At 72.6% G+C, this 18,975-nt stretch carries 18 protein-coding genes; 5 read left to right on the top strand and 13 right to left on the bottom strand.

Annotated features, from left to right (window positions below):
* Positions 1-130: 130 nt before the first annotated feature.
* Positions 131-1,300 carry an AI-2E family transporter gene (locus tag GA0070216_RS13405; RefSeq protein WP_245722472.1) on the top strand — a complete coding sequence of 390 codons (1,170 nt, stop codon included), beginning with the start codon at positions 131-133 and terminating at the stop codon, positions 1,298-1,300.
* A gap of 154 nt (positions 1,301-1,454) precedes the next feature.
* Here the strand turns inward: GA0070216_RS13405 and GA0070216_RS13400 are convergent, their stop codons facing one another.
* Complete coding sequence (locus tag GA0070216_RS13400; protein ID WP_091244834.1) at positions 1,455-2,111, bottom strand: dienelactone hydrolase family protein; 657 nt, start codon at positions 2,109-2,111, stop codon at positions 1,455-1,457.
* A 122-nt stretch (positions 2,112-2,233) separates the two neighbouring features.
* Here GA0070216_RS13400 and GA0070216_RS13395 point away from each other — a divergent pair, with 122 nt between their 5' ends.
* The 3 genes from GA0070216_RS13395 to GA0070216_RS13385 all read left to right on the top strand — a co-directional run bounded on the left by GA0070216_RS13395 (position 2,234) and on the right by GA0070216_RS13385 (position 3,359).
* Positions 2,234-2,626: a MerR family transcriptional regulator gene (locus tag GA0070216_RS13395; RefSeq protein ID WP_091244832.1), complete on the top strand. Its 393-nt coding sequence runs from the start codon at positions 2,234-2,236 to the stop codon at positions 2,624-2,626.
* Positions 2,596-2,943, top strand: a complete 348-nt coding sequence (locus GA0070216_RS13390; RefSeq protein WP_091244829.1) for a thioredoxin family protein — start codon at positions 2,596-2,598, stop codon at positions 2,941-2,943. Before GA0070216_RS13395 ends, GA0070216_RS13390 begins: the two co-directional genes overlap by 31 nt.
* A 236-nt stretch (positions 2,944-3,179) precedes the next feature.
* Positions 3,180-3,359, top strand: a complete 180-nt coding sequence (locus tag GA0070216_RS13385) for a hypothetical protein (protein WP_091244826.1) — start codon at positions 3,180-3,182, stop codon at positions 3,357-3,359.
* A 130-nt stretch (positions 3,360-3,489) separates the two neighbouring features.
* Here the strand turns inward: GA0070216_RS13385 and GA0070216_RS13380 are convergent, their stop codons facing one another.
* From GA0070216_RS13380 to GA0070216_RS13340, 9 genes are all read right to left on the bottom strand, one after another.
* Complete coding sequence (locus GA0070216_RS13380) at positions 3,490-5,862, bottom strand: glycoside hydrolase family 65 protein (protein WP_091244822.1); 2,373 nt, start codon at positions 5,860-5,862, stop codon at positions 3,490-3,492.
* Positions 5,859-6,608, bottom strand: a complete 750-nt coding sequence (locus GA0070216_RS13375; RefSeq protein ID WP_091244820.1) for a beta-phosphoglucomutase family hydrolase — start codon at positions 6,606-6,608, stop codon at positions 5,859-5,861. The genes GA0070216_RS13380 and GA0070216_RS13375 overlap by 4 nt, the downstream gene beginning before the upstream one ends.
* Before the next feature lie 138 nt (positions 6,609-6,746).
* Complete coding sequence (locus GA0070216_RS13370) at positions 6,747-7,058, bottom strand: hypothetical protein (RefSeq protein WP_091244816.1); 312 nt, start codon at positions 7,056-7,058, stop codon at positions 6,747-6,749.
* A gap of 147 nt (positions 7,059-7,205) precedes the next feature.
* On the bottom strand, positions 7,206-8,510 hold the full coding sequence (locus tag GA0070216_RS13365; protein WP_091244813.1) for an ABC transporter ATP-binding protein: 1,305 nt from the start codon (positions 8,508-8,510) through the stop codon (positions 7,206-7,208).
* Between the two features lie 134 nt (positions 8,511-8,644).
* Complete coding sequence (locus GA0070216_RS13360) at positions 8,645-10,819, bottom strand: bifunctional glycosyltransferase/CDP-glycerol:glycerophosphate glycerophosphotransferase (RefSeq protein ID WP_091244808.1); 2,175 nt, start codon at positions 10,817-10,819, stop codon at positions 8,645-8,647.
* Between the two features lie 16 nt (positions 10,820-10,835).
* Complete coding sequence (locus GA0070216_RS13355) at positions 10,836-12,836, bottom strand: DUF5941 domain-containing protein (protein ID WP_091244805.1); 2,001 nt, start codon at positions 12,834-12,836, stop codon at positions 10,836-10,838.
* A complete protein-coding gene (locus GA0070216_RS13350) occupies positions 12,833-13,573 on the bottom strand; it encodes an ABC transporter ATP-binding protein (RefSeq protein WP_091244802.1) in 741 nt (246 codons plus the stop codon). The genes GA0070216_RS13355 and GA0070216_RS13350 overlap by 4 nt, the downstream gene beginning before the upstream one ends.
* Positions 13,574-14,401 (bottom strand): ABC transporter permease, encoded by an 828-nt coding sequence (locus tag GA0070216_RS13345; RefSeq protein ID WP_091244798.1) that lies wholly within the window; start codon positions 14,399-14,401, stop codon positions 13,574-13,576. It lies immediately after the preceding gene.
* Between the two features lie 59 nt (positions 14,402-14,460).
* The gene (locus GA0070216_RS13340) at positions 14,461-15,831 is read right to left on the bottom strand and encodes an L-serine ammonia-lyase (protein WP_091244794.1); all 1,371 of its coding nucleotides are present in this window, start codon (positions 15,829-15,831) and stop codon (positions 14,461-14,463) included.
* Positions 15,832-16,143: 312 nt separating this feature from the next.
* On the opposite strand from GA0070216_RS13340, the gene GA0070216_RS13335 reads away from it, so the two are divergent.
* The gene (locus GA0070216_RS13335; protein ID WP_091244791.1) at positions 16,144-16,350 is read left to right on the top strand and encodes a PspC domain-containing protein; all 207 of its coding nucleotides are present in this window, start codon (positions 16,144-16,146) and stop codon (positions 16,348-16,350) included.
* 217 nt (positions 16,351-16,567) lie between these two features.
* On the opposite strand, the gene GA0070216_RS13330 is transcribed toward GA0070216_RS13335, so the two are convergent.
* The 3 genes from GA0070216_RS13330 to GA0070216_RS13320 all read right to left on the bottom strand — a co-directional run bounded on the left by GA0070216_RS13330 (position 16,568) and on the right by GA0070216_RS13320 (position 18,937).
* Positions 16,568-17,335, bottom strand: coding sequence for a DUF4230 domain-containing protein (locus tag GA0070216_RS13330; RefSeq protein WP_091244787.1), 768 nt, complete (start codon positions 17,333-17,335; stop codon positions 16,568-16,570).
* 100 nt (positions 17,336-17,435) lie between these two features.
* A complete protein-coding gene (locus GA0070216_RS13325) occupies positions 17,436-18,599 on the bottom strand; it encodes an acyl-CoA dehydrogenase family protein (RefSeq protein ID WP_091244784.1) in 1,164 nt (387 codons plus the stop codon).
* A 32-nt stretch (positions 18,600-18,631) separates the two neighbouring features.
* The gene (locus GA0070216_RS13320; protein ID WP_091244782.1) at positions 18,632-18,937 is read right to left on the bottom strand and encodes a type II toxin-antitoxin system VapB family antitoxin; all 306 of its coding nucleotides are present in this window, start codon (positions 18,935-18,937) and stop codon (positions 18,632-18,634) included.
* Positions 18,938-18,975 lie beyond the last annotated feature (38 nt).

Below are 18,975 nucleotides of genomic sequence, written 5' to 3'. Positions count from 1 at the left end.
CCGGCGGGGCGTTGCCGTCCGGGTGCGACCGTCCTGAGCGGAACCGACCAGCCGGCACGGCGTTGAGCCACCGGGTGTCGATGTCGACCGGGTCGGGTATCGACCCCGCCGAGACCGAGGAGGATCCGACGTGGTCGAGGACGGTACCGGGCGTACGCCCGAGGTGACGGCCGCAGGCGCCCGCCCCACCCCACGGCAGGCCTGGGCGACGCTGCCCTGGCTGGTCCGCACGGCGGTGGTGTGGAGCGCCTGCCTGGTGGTCGTGGTGTCCGGGTGCTACCTGCTGGGCAAGGTGGCGGTGCTGCTGGCGCCGCTGGCGATCGCCGTGGCGGTGACCCTGTTCCTCACCGCGCTGCTGGACCCGGTGCTGCTGGGTCTGCGCCGGTTGCGGGTGCCGGCCGCGCTGGCCGCGCTGCTGACCGTCCTGCTGCTGCTCGGCGTGCTGGTCGGGGTGGGGGTGCTGGTGTGGAACCTGACCGCCGCCCAGTTCGGGGAGCTGAGCCAGCAGCTCGACGAGGGGCTGCAACGCTCCCGCGACTTCGTCACCGAGACCCTGCCGGTCAGCGACGCCCAGCTCGACAAGCTGGTCCAGCAGGTCCGCGACGGCCTGGGCGGCAGCGCCCCGGACCCGGTCGGCGGGGCCCGGACGGCGGCCGAGGCGGCCGGCTCCGCCCTGCTCGCCCTGGTGCTGCTGTTCTTCCTGCTCAAGGACGGCCGGTCGATGTGGCACTGGGTGCTGCGCCGGATGACCGGCCCGAACCGTACGGTGACCGCCGAGGCGGGCCGGGCCGGTTGGCGCACCCTCGGCTCGTACAGTCGGGGCACGATGCTCATCGCGGCCATCGACGCGCTCGGCATCGGGCTGGCGCTGGTGCTGCTCGGGGTGCCGTTGGCGCTGCCACTGGCGCTGATCACCTTCCTGGGCGGCTTCGTCCCGATCATCGGGGCGACGGTGGCCGGCGCGGTCGCCGTCCTGGTGGCGCTGGCCGCCAACGGCCCGACCACGGCGCTGCTGGTGCTGGCGGCGGTGATCGCCGTCCAGCAGATCGAGGGCAACCTGCTGGAGCCGTTGGTCATGAAGCGGCAGGTGCAGCTGCACCCGGCGGTGATCCTGGTGGTGGTCACGGCGGGCACGCTGATCGCCGGCATCGCGGGGGCGTTCGTCTCGGTGCCGATCGCGGCGGTCGCCTATCGGGTGGTCGACACCGTCCAGCGGCACCGGGAGCAGGCCGCGTCGACCCCGCCGGCCTACCGCCCGCACCACCGCCACGACGACGACCCACCCGCCACCCCGACCTGACGCGCCCAGCGCCTTTGCGCATTCGCCAAGATCGTCGCAAGGGGGGGCGATGTAGCGGTGTCCGAGCCCTCGGGACACCGCTACATCGCCCCCCCTTGCCTGCCGGCCTCCACCCGAGGACGGCCGGGGCGTGGCCGGGCGGAAGGGGTGGCCGTCAGGCCGGGACGGGGAGGTGGTGGGTGAACCACCCGGCAGCGGCGTCGGCCACCTGGTCGAGCGTGCCCGGCTCCTCGAACAGGTGGCCGGCGCCGGGCACCACGCGCAGCTCGTACGGGGCGACCAGCACCTCGGCGGCCTGCTCGTTCAGCGTGATCACCTGATCGTCGAGCCCACCCACCAGCAGCAGCGTCGGCGCGCGGACCTCGGACAGGGCAGGGCCGGCCAGGTCGGGCCGGCCGCCCCGGGACACCACCGCGGCGACCCGTTGCGGACGTACGGCGGCGGCCACCAGGGCGGCGGCGGCACCGGTGCTCGCCCCGAACAGGCCGATCGGCAGGCGACCCAGCGCGGGTTCGGCAGCGAGCCAGTCGACGACGCCGGTGAGCCGACCGGCGAGCAGGTCGATGTCGAAGCGCAACTCGGCGGTACGGGCGTCGACCGCGTCCTCCTCGGCGGTGAGCAGGTCCACCAGCACGGTCGCCAACCTCCGGCGCTGGAGCACCCGGGCCACCGCCACGTTGCGCGGGCTGTGCCGGGAGCTGCCGCTGCCGTGGGCGAAGAGCACCACACCCACGGCGTCGTCCGGCCCGTCGACGTCCGCCGGCAGCCTGGCGTCCCGCAGCGACACCGTCGCCTCGGCGCGTACCCCCATGTGGTGCTCCTTCCGCTCGTGCGGTCGCTGGCGGATACCCGCCCGGTGGCCGCTCTCACCCGTTGCCTTGACACCGGCGACAAGGTCTAGCGTGACGCCAGGAACTCCGCCGGGGAGGTCGGATGCTGATCGGTGAGCTGGCGCAACGGGCCGGCACGAGCACCCGCACGCTGCGGTACTACGAGACGCACGGGCTGGTCCGGCCACGCCGCTCGGCCAACGGCTACCGGGTGTACGACGAGGCCGAGCTGCGGGTGGTGCACGAGATCCGGGCGCTGCTGGCGGTCGGCTTCGGCCTCGACGACATCCGGCCGTTCGTGGCCTGCCTGCGGGCCGGCCACGCCTCCGGGGACGTCTGCCCGGACTCGGTCGCCGTGCTGCGTCGCAAGCTGGCCGAGGTGGACGCCTACCTCGACCGGCTGGGCACGGTACGGCGGCAGCTGCACGACCAGCTCGCCCAGGCCATCATCCAACGGGAGGAAGCATGCCTCAGGACACGGCAGCGGGACGGCTGACCGCCGTCACCGACGCCACCTTCGCCGACACGGTGCTCGCCGCCGACCGGCCGGTGGTGGTCGACTTCTGGGCGGACTGGTGCCCGCCCTGCGTCGGGACCTCCCGGCACCTCGCCGAGTTGGCCGGGGAGTTCGGTGACCGGCTGCGGGTGGTCACCGTGGACACCGACGCCAACCCCGCCACCGCCCGCACCTACGGGGTGATGTCGCTGCCCACCCTGCTGGTGTTCGTCGGCGGCGAGGTGGTCGGCTCGATCGTCGGCGCCCGACCGAAGAACCACCTGCGCCTCGCCTTCATCCGGCACCTCGACTCCTGACGACCGGACCGGACGGCCGGCGTCGGCTCGCGGCGGCGGAACGGAGCCGCCCTCGGCCCCGACGGGCACCGCCTCGGTCACGGAGGCGTCGACCGCGGCGGACGTCGGGGGTGCAGGGCATCGTGGTGCGGGATGTCGGGGGTCGGAGGGCGGGAGGTCGTTTGCGGGGGCGTCGGGCGGGAAGACGCGCGGGACACCGGCGCAGCCGCGCCCCGCACGGATCACGAGGTTCAGCCATGGCCAAGCGGAAGGCACGTCAGCAGACCCGGACCATCGAGCAGGACCGCCCCGAACAGGACGCCGAGCGCGGTCCCGACTGGGCGGACGAGGCGGCGCAGGCCCGTACCCCGGACGATCCACGGGCGGTCGCGCCGCGCGACGCCGGTGGCCGCCCCTCCAACGGCCCCCAGTTCTAGCGCCGGCCGACCGGCCCGACGCTGCGGCCGGCAGGTGTTGTGGAGATTTGTTGTCGCTCTAGCGACAACAAATCTCCACAACCGGTCTGGGCCACCGATCAGCGTGGCCCCGCCTCGGGACGGGCGGGGATCAGGCGCGGGACTCCGGGAGGCGCAGCAGCGGGGCCCGGCCGGGCGGCTGTTCCGGCGCGGGGACCTGCTCGTGGGTCTGCGGTACGGGCACGGTGACCGGCGCGGCGGCGGTGACCCGGACGGTCTCCCCGTGGTGTCGCAGCTCCACCGCCGTGTCCGGGCCGCCGTTGCGCAGCGAGTAGGTCGTCTGGTGCGGTCGGACGTCCACCCGCAGCCGCATCGACCGCCACTGCAACGAGAACTCCAACCGGCTCAACCCGCTGGACAGCCGGGGCGCGAACGACAGCTCGCCGTCGTGGTCGCGCAGCCCGCCGAAGCCGGCCACCAACGCGATCCAGGCCCCCGCCAACGACGCCATGTGTACGCCGTCGCGGGTGTTCTCGTTGAGGTCGTGCAGGTCCATCAGCGCGGCTTCCCGCAGATAGCTGTGGGCCAGTTCGGGGTGACCCACCTCGGCCGCGAGCACCGCCTGGGTGCAGGCCGACAGGGACGAGTCCCGCACGGTGCGCCGCTCGTAGTAGAGGAAGTTGCGCAGCTTCTGCGCCTCGGTGAAGGCGTCCCCCCGCCAGTGCATCGCCAGCACCAGGTCGGCCTGCTTGACCACCTGCTTGCGGTACAGGTCGAAGTACGGGTAGTGCAGCAGCAGCGGGTACTTCTCGGCCGGGGTGCGGGCGAAGTCCCACTCCTGGAGCCGGGTGAAGCCCTCCACCTGCTCGTGCACGTCGAGGTCCCCGTCGTACGGGACGTGCATGGCCTGGGCGGCGTCACGCCACTCGGCCGCCTCCTCCTCGGTCACCCCGAGGTCGAGCGCCTCGTCGCGCAGGCGCATCGCGCAGTCGGCGGCGGTGAGCAGGTTCCGCTGCGCCATCAGGTTGGTGTAGATGTTGTCGTTCTTGACCGCGGTGTACTCGTCGGGGCCGGTCACCCCGTCGATGTGGAACCGGCCGTCGCGGTCGTGATGGCCCAGCGAGCGCCACAGCCGGGCGGTCTCCACCAGCAGTTCCAGGCCGATGTCCCGCTCCAGTTGCTGGTCGCCGGTGACCAGGACGTAGCGGCGCAGCGCGTCGGCGATGTCGGCGGCGATGTGGAAGGCGGCGGTGCCGGCCGGCCAGTACGCCGAGGACTCCGGCCCCTCGATGGTCCGCCACGGGAACGCCGCCCCGGCCAGGTTCAACGTACGGGCCCGCTCCTGGGCCTTCTCCAGCGTGGCGTGCCGCCAGTACAGGGCGTCGCGTACCGCGCCGGGCTGGGTGTACGTCAGCACCGGCAGGACGAACATCTCGGTGTCCCAGAAGGCGTGCCCGTCGTATCCGGGGCCGGTGAGCCCCTTGGCGGAGATCGGCCGCCGCTCGGCCCGCGCCCCGGCCTGGAGCACGTGGAACAGTCCGAACCGGACCGCCTGCTGCACCTCCGGGTCCCCCTCGACCCGGACGTCGGCGGCGTCCCAGAACTCGTCGAGGTACGTGCGCTGTTCCCGGTGCAGCCCGTCCCAGCCGGTCAGCCGGGCGGCAGCGAGCGCCGCGCCGACCTGGTCGCGCAGCGCGGGCAGCGACCGCCGACTGGACCAGCCGTACGCGAAGTACTTGACCACCCGCATCGTCTCGCCGGGCTGGAGCACGCCCCCGATGGTGGTCCGGACCCAGTCCTCGTACCCCTCGGACTCGATGGTGGTCTTGCCCGGGGCGTCCACGTCGTGCCCCATCCCGGCGGCCACCCGCAGCCCGCTGACCTTGGTGCGGTGGATGAGCAGCCCGCCGTCGCCGGTGGTCAGCTCCTCCTCGGCCTGCAACGGCGACTCCAGCACGGCGGCGACCCGGGGGTCGCGGCTCTGCGCCGGCAGGCTCTCGTTGGCGACCAGCTCGGACTGGAGGATGAGCCGCAGCGGGCCGCTGACCGCCTCCACCTCGTAGTGGATCGCGGCGACCGACCGCTGGGTGAAGGAGACCAGCCGGGTGCTGCGGACCTTCACCTCCCGACCGGCGGGCGACCGCCAGTGCATCTCCCGGTAGAGGGTGCCGCCCCGCAGGTCGAGGACCCGTTCGTGGCTGATCAGCTCGCCGTAGCGCAGGTCGAGGGGTTCGTCGTCGACGAGCAGCCGGATCAGCTTGCCGTTGGTGACGTTGACGATGGTCTGCCCCGACTCGGGGAAGCCGAACCCGGCCTCCGCGTACGGCAGCGGACGCAGCTCGTAGAAGGAGTTCAGGTAGGTGCCGGGCAGCCCGTGCGGCTCACCCTCGTCGAGGTTGCCGCGCAGCCCGATGTGACCGTTGGAGAGCGCGAAGACCGACTCGGACTGGGCCAGCACGTCCATGTCGAGGCGGGTCTCCCGGATGTGCCAGGGCTCGACCGGATAGGCGCGCTCCCGGATCATGCGGCCGGCCCGGTCAGCAGGTCGGCGAGGTCGGTGACGACCACGTCCGCGCCGTGGGCGCGCAGCTCGTCGGCCTGGCCGGCCCGGTCGACACCGATCACGTGCCCGAAGCCACCGGCCCGGCCGGCGGCCACCCCGGCCAGCGCGTCCTCGAAGACGGCGGCGTCGGCGGGGGCCACACCGAGCAACTCGGCGGCGGCGAGGAAGGTGTCCGGGTGCGGTTTGCCGCGCAGCCCCTCGGCGCGGGCGACCAGTCCGTCGACGCGTACCTCGAGCATCGGTTCCAGGCCGGCGGCGGCGACCACGTCGCGGCAGTTGGCGCTGGCCGAGACCACCGCGCGGCGCAACCCGGCCCGCTCGGCCGCCTTCAGGTAGGCCACCGAGCCCGGGTACGCCTCGACGCCGTCGTGGTGGATCCGGTCGAGCAGCAGCACGTTCTTGCGGTTGCCGACACCGTTGACGGTGTCCGCGTCCGGCGAGTCGTCCGGGCTCCCCTCGGGCAGCACGATCCCGCGCGAGGCGAGGAAGCTGCGCACCCCGTCGGCGCGGGGTCGGCCGTCGACGTAGCGGTGGTAGTCGGGGCCGGGGTCGAAGGGGCGGAACGGCTCCCCGGTGGCGCCGGCGCGCCGGCGCAGGAAGTCATCGAAGGTCTGCCGCCATGCAGCGTTATGGACCTTGGCGGTCTGCGTCAGCACACCGTCGAGGTCGAAGAGGCAGGCGGTCACGTGAGCAGGTAGCCCCAGCACGGTACGAATCTATCCACCCGGCCGAGCGGGCAAACCTCTTTCTGGCCCGCCACGCGGGCAGCGGTGCGGGTGCCCGGGCGGCAGGGGCCCACCCGACGACGCCGGACGCACCCCCGCCGCGCTCGACGAGCGGTGCCGTCAGTTCAGGTTGTAGCAGTAGAGCTGCACGTTGGCGGTGTAGTAGTAGTCGCTGATCTTCGTGCTGTAGCTGGAGGTCGTGCGACAGTCGAGGAACGTGTTGAAGCCGCCCAACTGGGCCTTCCACTTGGCGTCGTTCTCCGCCGACCAGATGGCGAACGAGGCCGAGGAGCCCGAACCGTAACCCGTGTACCAGCCGAACGCGTTGGCTCCGGCGGCGTCGGCGGACGCGGGGGCCGCACCGGCCAGCAGGGACACCGCGGTCGCACCGGTGACGGCGGTGGCCGCGAGGATCTTGCGGATCGCGCGCATGACAGCTCCGTTCTGCGTGAGGGGGATACCTGAAGCCTCACAAGAATCTATACGGGTGTCAATATCTTGACGGGTAGCTGCCAACCCGTTGACGGTGCGAACGAGACCCGTCCGCAGGGCGGGCCCCACTCCTGATCATCGGTCGGGTCAGCGCCAGCCGACGTCGATGCGGTCGCCGCGTTCGTCGAAGAAGTGCAGGGCGTCCATCCGGACCGCGACCGCCATCGGGTGCCCCGCCGAGATCGCCGGGTACGGGGCCAGCCGGACCGCCAGCTCGGCCGGGCGGCGGTGGTGCCGGCCGGGGTCGTTCAGCACGCTGGTCCGGTTGCCGCCGGGCGGCTGGGGGGCCTCCTCCGGGTCGCCGGCCCGCCCGGTGAGCCGGGACATGACCTGGCCGAACCGGCGCAGCCCACGCTGACCCGGGACCGCGTCCTCGGCGGGGGCGCTCATCTCGTCGACCATGATGGCGGTGGCGCCGATGTCGAGGAAGGCCAGCGACTCGTGCCCGTGGTGCTCCAGGTAGCGGACCCGGCCCTGGAGCACGTCGCCGGGGGTGTCCGGGGCGACCGGGGTGAGCGCCTCGGCCCGCATCCCGACCACGATCCGCTCGCCGTGGTAGTGCGCCACCGCCCGGCTGCGGATGTCGTCCCAGGGCAGATAGAGCGCCTGGTCACCGAGGGTGAGCGTGACGTACCGGTCGAGGTGGACGTAGACCGACGCCTCCAGCAGGTTCATCCGGGGGCTACCGAGGAAGGCGGCGACGTAGAGGGTCGCCGGCCGGCCGTACACCTGGGTGGGGGTCCCGACGTCCTGGAGCACGCCCTTGCGCATGATGGCCACCCGGTCGGCCATGGTCAGCGCCTCGGCCTGGTCGTGGGTGACGTAGATGGTGGTGACGCCCAGCTCGCGGGTGAGCGCGGAGATCTCGGCGCGCAACTCGGCGCGCAGGCCGCTGTCCAGGTTGGACAGCGGCTCGTCCATCAGGAAGAGCCCCGGCCGGCGGACGATCGCCCGGCCCATCGCGACCCGCTGCCGCTGGCCGCCGGAGAGCTGGCTCGGCTTGCGGGCGAGCACGTCGCCGATGCCGAGCGCGCTCGCCACGTCCTGCACCCGCTCGCCCCGGGGGACCGGCTCGACCCCGGAGAGCTTGAGCGGGAAGCCGATGTTGTCGCCGACGGACATGTGCGGATAGAGCGCGAAGTCCTGGAAGACCATGGCGATCTTCCGGTCGCGCGGTGGCAGGTCGTTGGCGACCTCACCGTCGAGCATCACCGCGCCGGTGGTCGGCTCCGCCAGGCCCGCGATCATCCGCAACACGGTTGACTTCCCGCAACCGGACGGGCCGAGCAGCACCATGAACTCCCCGTCGACCACGTCCAGGCTGACGTTGTCGACGGCGACTGTGCCGTCCGGGAAAACCTTTGTGACGTCCTTCAGCGCGACGGTGGTCACCGTCTCCTCCCCCAGCTTGACCGAACCCCGGGTTGACTGTGACGAGGATCATCGGGTTAGCACATCGGGTAAACGTGCCATGTTCGACTGATGACAGCCCTATTACGGCCCAGTACGGCGATCCGCCCGGAACATCACCCTGGTTCGCCGAGGAAGACCCGGCGGACCAGCCGTTCCGCCGCGTGCCCGTCGTCCCAGCGGCAGAACCGCTCCCGGAACGCCTGCCGTGCCCGCTCGGCCGGCTCCCCGGTCTCCGCGCCACCACGGAAGACCTCCCGCAACTCCTCGAAGGTCAGCGCGACCGCACCCGGCGGCTCGGCGGTGACGTCGAAGTAGACCCCCCGGGCCAGCCGGTAGGCGTCCCGGTCCGGCGCGTAGATCACGATCGGCCGGTCCAGCACCGCGTAGTCGAACATCGCCGACGAGTAGTCGGTGACCAGCACGTCGGCGGCCAGATAGAGGTCCTCGACGCTGGCGACGGCGCTGACGTCGACCACCCGCCCCTCGGCCCGTCGCCGGGCCCGGCCGTCCCGGTCGTGGAAGTAGTGGCTGCGCACCAGCAGCCGGCCGGCCGGCCCGAGCACGTCCAGCAGCCGGTACGGGTCGAACGGCGGCCGGTAGCCGGGCAGGTGCTCCCGGTGGGTCGGCGCATAGAGCACCACCCGCTCGTCCGGGGTGATGCCGAGCCCGGCCCGTACCGCGCGTACCTCTTCGGCGGTGGCGGTGACCAGCCGGTCGTTGCGCGGGTAGCCCACCTCCAGCCGGACGTAGTCCGCCGGATAGGCGCGGTCCCACATCTGGGTGGAGAAGGCGTTCGAGGTGACGCTGTAGTCCCACCGCTCCACCCGGCGCAGCAGCCCGGCGAAGTCCATCCCGACCGCGCCGAGCGGATACCGCTGCTGGTCCAGCCCCATCACCTTGACCGGGGTGCCGTGGTGGGTCTGCACGTGCACCTGACCGGGGCGCTTGCGGACGAAGTCCGGGAAGTTGACGTTGTTGACCAGCCAACGGGCCCGCGCCAGCACCCGTTGACAGTCCCGGGTGCCGGCGACGACGTACTCGATGCCGGGTGGGAGGGTGTCGACCCGGTCCCGACGGACGATCCACACCCCGCGCACCTGCGGGGCGAGCCGGCGGGCGGCGGCGTGGACCGCCGCCGGGTTGCAGGCGTAACCGCGGTACCAGTAGGCGGCGTAGACGGCCAACGTCGGGTCGATCGGCCGGCGCAGTTCGGCCCGGTAGTACTCGTGCAGCAGCGCGTCCCGGGCCCCCCGGGCGGTCCGTCGGGCCACCGGCCGGGCCCGCCGGCCGGCGCTGCGGGCGGTCTCCCGCGCCTGGTTGGCGGTGCGCAGCGCGCTGAAGGTGTGCCACCCGCCGGCGGCGACCAGCCGGTGCTTGAGCCCGTCCCACCCGTCCGGCACCGGATAGCCCCCGGCGGGTCGGAAGTGCCGGTGGTCGGCGGTGATCCGCTGAAAGAACGCCGGCCGCAGCGCGGGGGCGATCCGGTCGCCGTTGCCGAGCACCGTCAGGTAGTGCCAGATCATCCGCTCGAAGACCGCCGGGCGCAGGCCGACCAGGTCGGGCCGCTCGTCGAGGAACCGGAACACCCGGTGCCACTGGTCGAAGACCTCGAAGTGCCGGTCGTCGAGGGTCCGGGTGATCGCGCCGGCCCGGCGCTGCCGGTAGTTGACGCAGACCCGGTCGAGGACCCCGATCCGCCCGGCGGCCAGCAGCACCGGGTAGCTGAACGCGACGTCCTCGTACCAGCCGGGGGCGAAGCGCAGCCCGAGGCCGGTCAGGAACTCCCGGCGGACCAGCCGGTTCCAGGCGGTGTGCAGCAGGCGCAGTGCCTCCGGCCGCTCCGCCAGCCGGAACGTCGCCGCGCCGGGCGGCTCGGGGAAGACCTCCGGCAGGGCGCTGCGGGTGGCGCGTTCGTCCCAGTGCACCCGGACGTGGTCCACCAGCAGCACGTCCGGGCGGGTGGCGGTAAGCCGGTCGGCGACCTCGGGCAGGCAGTCGGGGGCGAGCCAGTCGTCGCCGTCGAGGAACCAGACGTACTCGCCGGTGGCCCGGTCCAGCCCGGCGTTGCGGGCCGGACCGAGGCCGGCGTTGGCCGGCAGCAGAAGCGCCCGTACCCGGGGGTCGCGGGCGGCGTACTCGGTGAGGATGTCGCCGCAGGCGTCCGGAGAGCCGTCGTCGACCCCGATCACCTCGATGTCCCGCACCGGCTGGTCGAGCAGCGAGTCCAGGCACTCGCGCAGGTAACCCTGCACCCGGAAGGCCGGTACGACGAAGCTGATCAGCGTCATCCGGCCGCCCCTGTCGTCAGCCCGGCGAACCACCCCGCGCCGGTACGGCCGCCGCCCGGGTGGCCCGGGCCGGCAGGACGACCCAGGCCAGGACGACACTCGCCACGAAAACCACAAGAAGGTACGCACCGAGTGTAGCCATCACAGGGCTGGCAAATCCGGCGATCGCCGCCACTGCCAACAGCACCGAGCGTCCCTCCCAGCCCAGCGTCCACGGGTGCAGCGGCGGGGCCGCCTGCCGCTTCTCCAACCGGGCGGTCAGGTCGTAGTGGTGCACGGTCAGCACGAAGACGTACCCGAAGACCAGCCAGGCCGGCACCCCGCCGACCACCCCGACCACGGCGGCGAAGAGATACTCGCCGGCCCGTAGCGCCGCCGGCACCAGCCAGTCCAACGGGCCGTTGTGCGCCGCGCCTGCGCCCAGCCCAGCGACCAGTAGCACCAGCAGCGCCACCGGCAGCCACCAGCGCAGGCCACCCGGGTCACCGTCACCGGCCAACCGGAACAGCCCCACCACCAGCAGCACCGCCGGCCCGAGCGCCCCGAGCACCGCCAGGGTCAGCGGGCCCATCGGGCGGACCACCGGCAGTCGGGCCGCCAGCGGACCGTCGTCACGGTGCAGCGTCGCATCGACCGTGTCCAGCACCGGCACCCACATCCAGCGGGCCCGCAGCGTCCGCAACGCGCCCGTGTAGCCGAACGCCAGCAGCCCCCACACCAGCACCGAGACCAGGCTGACCAGCGGTCCGAACAGCGCGGCGGTGACCGCGATCAGTGCCCACCGCTCGCCGATCGGGAAGACCACCGTCCGCTTCAGCCAGTACGACACCGAGCCGGTGTCCGCCTGCACCCGGGTCGAGGCGGCGTTCAGCCTCCCCCCGATCCCCCCGGCGGTCGGGGTGGCCGGGCGGGGTCGCCGGGCCGCCTCGTCGTGCAGCACCCCGTACCAGGCGTCGGTCATGTGCCGGACGGTCTGCAACGTCATCGCGGCGATGGCCAGCGCCCAGCCGTAGCGGAACCCGGCGTGCGTCGCGCCGTAACCCAGCCCCGCATAGACCAGGTACTCCTTCGCCCGGTCGGCCATCGTGTCCAGCCAGCCGCCCCAGGCGCTGAAGTGCCGGGTGTAGCGGGCCAACTGCCCGTCCACGCAGTCCAGCACGAAACCCAGATAGAGCAGCACCCCGCCGGCCACCAGGGCGACTCGGCCACCGGCCCCGAAGAGCACCGCCGCGACCACCGCGAACAGCACCGAGATCATGGTGACCCCGGTCGGCGTCAGACCCAGCCGGGCACACACCTTCGTCACGTACGGCGACCAGGTGCTGACGAAGTAGGTGGTGAAGAAGTCGTCCCGCTCCTTCACCGACAACCGCAGCTCCGCCCGGTCCTCGTCCACCCCGGCCAGTGCCGCCTCGGCGGCGGCCAGTCCGGCCGGATCGGCGACCCGGTGCGCCACGAGCAGGCGTACCCGGTGGGCGAAGGTCAGGGTGCCGAGGTCGGTGAGCGCCGCGAACAGCCGGTCCACGGTGGCCGGGCTGCCGCCCACCCCCGCCACGTCCCGGGCGGCCGACGTCACCCCTGGGCCACCGGCGGCGCGGGCCGCGGCGGCCAGGGCCGGCAGGTCGTCCCGGCCGACCCGCAGCGCACCGCCGAAGACGCCGGTGGCGTCGGGCAGCTCCGGGCCGGCGTCGACCACCTGCCCGCGCTCCTCGCGCACCACCGTCTGGCCGGCGGCCGGCGGGTCGGTGAGCACCAGGGCCACCGTCGGGCCGACCGGGCTGGTCACCAGATGCTTCAGTACGGCCGTGTGCGCGACCAGATCGGCCCCGGTGACCAGCACCGGGCCGGTGGTGGTGTCGACCAGGGCGGCCAGCTCGGCCAGGCCGGCGACGGTGTGCACCCGGTCCGCCCCGGCCCGGCGCAACTGGTCGGCGAGCCGGTCGATGCGGGGTTCGCCCGGGCCGGTGGGCAGGCCCGCGGCCGGCGCACCGACGGCGAGCACGATCGCCAGGGTCACCTCGGCACCGCGGCGTGGTACGCGTCGAGCGCCTCCGCGACCGTCCCGTCCACGGTCAGCCGCCCACCGTCGAGGTAGAGCCCCCGACGGCAGAACCGGGTCAGGTCCTTCTCGTTGTGTGACACCAGCACCAAGGTGCGCCCCTCCGCGAGCAGTCGGTCGATCGTCGAATAACACTTCTGGCGGAACTCCGCGTCGCCCACCGCGGTCACCTCGTCCATCAGCAGGATCGGGTGCGGCAGGTGCGAGATGATCGCGAACCCCAGCCGGACCTTCATCCCGGACGAGTAGTGCCGGACCGAGGTGTCGATGGCCCGTTCCACCTGCTCACCGGCGAACGCGACGATGTCGTCGAAGTGCCGCCGCAGGTAGCCCGGGGACAGCCCGTGCAGCCCGCCGACCAGGTAGAGGTTCTCCCGCCCGGTCAGGTCGTTGGAGAAGCCGGCGGAGAGTTCCAGCAGCGGCGCGACGTCACCGTGGACCCGGATCCGTCCCTCGTCGGGGATGAGCACCCCGGCGATCAGCCGCAGCAGGGTGCTCTTGCCGGTGCCGTTGCGCCCGATCACGCCGAGCGTGTCGCCCGGCGCGACGGTGAACGAGACGTCCCGCAGCGGCCAGAACTGGCCGGTGGTGGCCCGGCCGCCCCGGTGGATGAAGAGCTCGCGCAGGCGAAGCTGCCGACGCCGGTTGCGGACGAAGCGGATGCCGAGACCCTGCGCCTCGATGATCGGCGGCACCTACAGTTCCTTCAGCACGGCCGGTTCGAGCCGGCGGAACGCCCACCAGCCGGCCACCAGCACCAGCAGGCTGCCGGCAACCGTGGTGGTCAGCAGCCGGGCGTCCGGGAACTCGTCCGGATACCAGATGGCGTGCTGGAGCTGGAAGATGCCGACCAGCGGGTTCAGCTCGTACGCCACCTTGACCCAGCCCGGCATGCCGGACTCCCGGACCAGGCTCAACGGGTAGATGATCGGGGTGGCATAGAACAGCACCCGGATGACCAGCCGCATGAACCGCTCCACGTCGCGCATCAGCACGTTGACCGCCGAGAGCAGCAGGGCCAGCCCGATCAGCAGGGTGCCCTGCACGGCGACGGCCAGCGGCAGGCTCAGCAGCGACCAGCCCAGCTCGATCCGGCCGCGTGCGGCGTAGCCGGCGGCGACGGCCAGCAGGATCGGCAGGCCGGCGACGTACTCGGCGAACCGGCCGGTGACCCGGCCGATCGGGAAGACCTGCCGGGGCAGGTTCATCGTGGTGATCAGGCGGGACTGCCCGGTCAGCGCGTTGGTCGCCTCGCTCAGCGCCGAACTGGTCCACATCCAGGCGAAGATGCCGGTGATCAGGAAGAGCGGGTAGGAGCCGGCGGCCTCGCCGAGGTGCCGGTTGGTCGGCCCGGAATAGAGCACCCCGAAGACGAAGAAGTAGATCGCGCCCATCCCCAGCGGCTCGATCAGCGACCAGAAGTAACCGAGCACGGACTGCTGGTACTTCACCGCGAGATCGCGCCTGACCAGGATGCGCAGCGAGTTGCGGTGCGACCACAACGCCGTGACGCCTGCGGTCACCGTCGCCTCCCGCCTGACAACAACGGACGACAGGTTAGCAGTCGGTGAACGAACGCCCCTCAGCACTCGATCACGTTGACGGCCAGGCCGCCGCGTGCCGTCTCCTTGTACTTGACCTTCATGTCCGCCCCGGTCTCGCGCATGGTCTTGATGACCTTGTCGAGCGAGACGTGGTGCACCCCGTCGCCGCGCAACGCCAACCGGGCCGCCGTGATCGCCTTGATGCTAGCCACCGCGTTGCGCTCGATGCAGGGGATCTGCACCAGCCCCCCGACCGGGTCGCAGGTCAACCCGAGGTTGTGCTCCATGCCGATCTCGGCGGCGTTCTCCACCTGCTCGGGGGTGCCGCCGAGCGCCTCGGCCAGGCCGGCGGCGGCCATCGAGCAGGCCGATCCGACCTCCCCCTGGCAGCCCACCTCGGCGCCGGAGATCGAGGCGTTCTCCTTGAACAGCACTCCGATCGCCCCGGCGGCCAGCAGGAAACGGACCACCCCCTCGTCGGAGGCGCCCGGCACGAACCGGGTGTAGTAGTGCAGCACCGCCGGGATGATCCCGGCCGCGCCGTTCGTCGGGGCGGTGACCACCCGGCCACCGGCGGCGTTCTCCTCGTTGACCGCGAGCGCGAACAGGGTCACCCAGTCCATCGCGCGCAGCGGGTCGGTCGAGCCGGCGTCGGCCTCCAGGCTGCGACGCAGCTCGGCGGCGCGGCGACGGACCCGCAACCCGCCCGGCAGCACGCCGTCGCGCTCGCCGCCGTGGGCCACGCACTCCCGCATCACCCGCCAGATGTCCAGCAACCCGGCCCGGACGTCTGCCTCGCTGCGCCAGGACAGCTCGTTGGCGAGCATCACCGCGCTGATCGACAGGCCGGTGCCGGTGGTGACGCCGAGCAGTTCGGCACCGGTCGAGAAGGGGTGCCGCACGGCGGTGGTGTCCGGCGTGATCCGGTCCGCCCCGGCCGCCGCCTCGTCGACCACGAACCCACCACCGACCGAGTAGTACGTCCGGGTGCGCACCGTCGATCCCGCCGCGTCCCAGGCCGAGAAGACCATCCCGTTCGGGTGGTACGGCAGCGACCGACGGCGGTGCAGCACCAGGTCCAGGTCCGGCTCGAAGTCGATCTCCTGGGTGCCGAGCAGGGCGAGCCGACGCCGGTCGCGGATCTCGGCGACCCGGGGGCCGACGCTGTCGGTGTCCACCGTCTCCGGGCTCTCGCCGGCCAGCCCGAGCAGCACCGCCCGGTCGCTGCCGTGCCCGTGGCCGGTGGCGCCCAGCGACCCGAACAACTCGGCCCGGACCCGGGTGACGGTGTGCAGCAGCCCGTCGGCCTTCAGTCCGGTGACGAAGGTGCGCGCGGCCCGCATCGGGCCCACCGTGTGGGAGCTGGACGGGCCGATGCCGACACTGAAGAGGTCGAAGACACTGATCATCGCTGCGCTTCCTCGCCGTCGCCCGGGTGGTGCCGGGTCCGGCCGGGTCCGTGGCCGCCCGGGGTCCCCGGTGACCTGCTGATCCCGCCCGGGGTGGGGGCGGTGTCGACCGGCGAGCCTACCCGCCCAGCTCACCCCCGTCGCGTCCTCCCGCGTCGGACCCTCCCGCCGGGAGGCGTCGGCCGGGGCCGACTCGGGTAACCACCTACGGGTACGGGGTCACCGGATCACCCTCGGGACTGAGGGCACGGTGGCCGCCCCTTCCTACCGTGGAATGCAGCGCGGCGGATCGCCGCAGAGTGGAGTTAGACGATGAGTCGCAAACTGGTCCGACCCCGCGAGGGGCGCATGCTCGCCGGTGTCTGTGCCGGCCTGGCCCGCCGGTTCAACACCTCGGCCACCCTGGTCCGGCTGCTGTTCCTGCTGTCCCTGCTGCTGCCCGGCACCCAGGTGATCGTCTACCTGGTGATGTGGATCCTGATGCCCAACGAGGACCGGTACGCCACCACCAGCCACTGACCACGCCGGCCGTCACCCGGCGGCACTGCGCCCGGCGGCACCACGCCCAGCGGGACTGCGCCCGGTGATCAAGAGGTTTGCGTCAACTTGAAGATCAAGACTGACGCAAACCTCTTGATCACCAAGACCGCCGTCACACCCCCTACAGCGCCACCACCGCGCGGCCCGGTGGCGCGTGGTGGTCTGCCCGGAACCCGAGCGGTGGTGGCGCTCCGGGTCAGGGGGCCGTGTAGGTGATGGTGACCTTCTCGTAGCCGAGCGAGCGGAGCAGGCCCTCCAGCATCTTGCGGGTGTTCTCCTCGGCGCGCTGGGCCAGCCCGCTGTCCCGGGCCGCCGCGGTGATCCGCTCCTCGGCCATCCGGTAGACCTGCTGCTGCCGGTTGGGGTCGCCCTTGACCAGCTCACCGATCCGGTTGAACAGGCCGCGCTCCTCGGCGAAGACGTAGCTCTTGTCCAGGTCGAGGTTGGTCTGACCGAACTGCGGCGCGGGCAGCTTGACCTCGACGGACTTGCCGTCCGCGGACGGCACCACCGCCCCCTCGGAGATCTTGCCGAAGTCCACGTACGCCTCGACGCTGCCCGCCCCGACAAAGAGGGTCCGCTGGTTGAGCAGGAACTCCGGCACGTTGTTGCGGTCGTTCTGGAGGTCGACCACGACCTGGAAGTTGCCCTCCGCCGCGACGTAGCGGCTGAGGTCCTGGATCGACTTGAGCAGCGGCGGCTGGCTGCGGTCGGTCTGCTCCTTGGCGAACGGGTTGCGGAAGTCCGGGAAGATCCCGGTCACCTGCGTGCCGAGCAGCACCACCACCACGAGCGCCGCCGCGCCGAGCACCCAGAGCAGGCCCCGGGCCGGGCCGCCGCCGCTGCGGGGCGGGTCGGCCGGTGGGGTGTCAGGGTCGGCCGGGTCGGCCGACCGGGTGCGCAGTGTGTCGGCGGTCGGGTAGCCGGGGAACTCACTCTGGGGGGTCTCACCGTCGCGGGCCATCGCCCTCACCGTCCTCGTCAGACACGTGCTTCTGTCGATGACGGTACGGCTACCGTGCGACGCGCGCGCGGCGAGCGCCCCGAACGGGTGACGGGCGGCCTCAGCCGAAGGCGGACAACCCGGTGAGCCGCTGCCCGATGACGAGCTGGTGGATCTCGGAGGTGCCCTCGTAGGTGAGCACGCTCTCCAGGTTGTTGGCGTGCCGCATCACCGGGTACTCGCCGGAGACCCCGTTCGCGCCGAGGATCGTCCGGCACTGCCGGGCGATCGTCAGCGCCTCCCGGACGTTGTTCAGCTTGCCCACGCTGACCTGCTCCGGCCGCAGCGTCCCGGCGTCGGCCAGCCGGCCCAGGTGCAGGGCGAGTAGCAGGCCCTTGTTCCACTCCACGGCCATGTCGGCGAGCTTGGCCTGGGTGAGCTGGAACCCGGCCAGCGGCCGGCCGAACTGGGTCCGGGTGGCGGCGTACGACAGGGCGGTCTCCAGGCAGTCGCGGGCCGCGCCGAGCGCGCCCCAGACGATGCCCTGCCGGGCCTCGGTCAGGCAGCTCAGCGGCGCCCGCAGCCCGACCGCCTCCGGCAGGAGGGCGTCCGCCGGCAGCCGGACCCCGTCGAGGACGATCTCGCCGGTCACCGAGGCGCGCAGCGACATCTTGCGCCGGATCTCCCGCGCGCCCACCCCGGGGGCGTCCATCGGTACGAGGAAACCCCGCACCCCCTCGTCGGTACGCGCCCAGACCACCCCGACGTCGGCGACCGGCGCATTGGTGATCCACATCTTCGCGCCGTCGAGGACCCAGTCGTCGCCGTCGCGGCGGGCCCGGGTCGTCATCGAGGCCGGGTCGGAGCCGTGGTCGGGCTCGGTCAGACCGAAGCAGCCGATCGCCTCGCCGGCCGCCATCGCGGGCAGCCAGCGCCGCTTCTGCTCCTCGCCGCCGAAGCGCCAGATGGCGTACATGGCCAGCGAACCCTGCACCGAGACCAGGGACCGGACGCCGGAGTCGCCGGCCTCCAGCTCCAGACAGGCCAGCCCGTACGCGACCGCCGAGGCGCCGGCGCAGCCGTACCCGGTCAGGTGCATGCCGAGCAGGCCGAGCCGGCCGAACTCCCGGGCCAGCTCGCGCGCCGGGACCTGGCCGTCCTCGTACCAGCCGGCGACGTGCGGGCGGACCCGGTCGTCGACGAGCTGGCGGACGACGGCCCGGATCTGCCGCTCCTCCTCGCTCAGCGAGGCGTCGACGTCCAGCAGGTCCAGTGCGGTGCCCATGACCGCCACCTTAACGAGTGCTCAGGCGGGCGTCACTCGGGCTGACCGGTGAAGACCAGCACCCGGGCGTGGATCTGGTTGCGCTGCTGCAACGCCGCGCGCAGCGCCCGGTGCAGGCCGTCCTCCAGGTAGAGGCCGCCACTCCACTCCACCACGTGCGGGAACAGGTCGCCATAGAAGGTGGAGTCCTCGGCGAGGAGCTTGTCCAGCGCCAGCTCGCGCTTGGTGGTGATGAGCTGGTCCAGTCGCAGCGGACGCGGCGGGATCTCCGCCCACTGCTTGAGAGTCAGGTTATGTTCCGGGTAGGGACGCCCGTCCCGGACCGCTCTGAAAATCACGGCACGCTCCCCTCCCCGTGGTCAGGCCGACCCTCGGC

This window comes from Micromonospora matsumotoense (genome assembly GCF_900091525.1).
Lineage (GTDB): Bacteria > Actinomycetota > Actinomycetes > Mycobacteriales > Micromonosporaceae > Micromonospora > Micromonospora matsumotoensis.
Note: the sequence above shows the minus strand (reverse complement) of the source record. Positions and strands in the feature narration are given on the sequence as shown.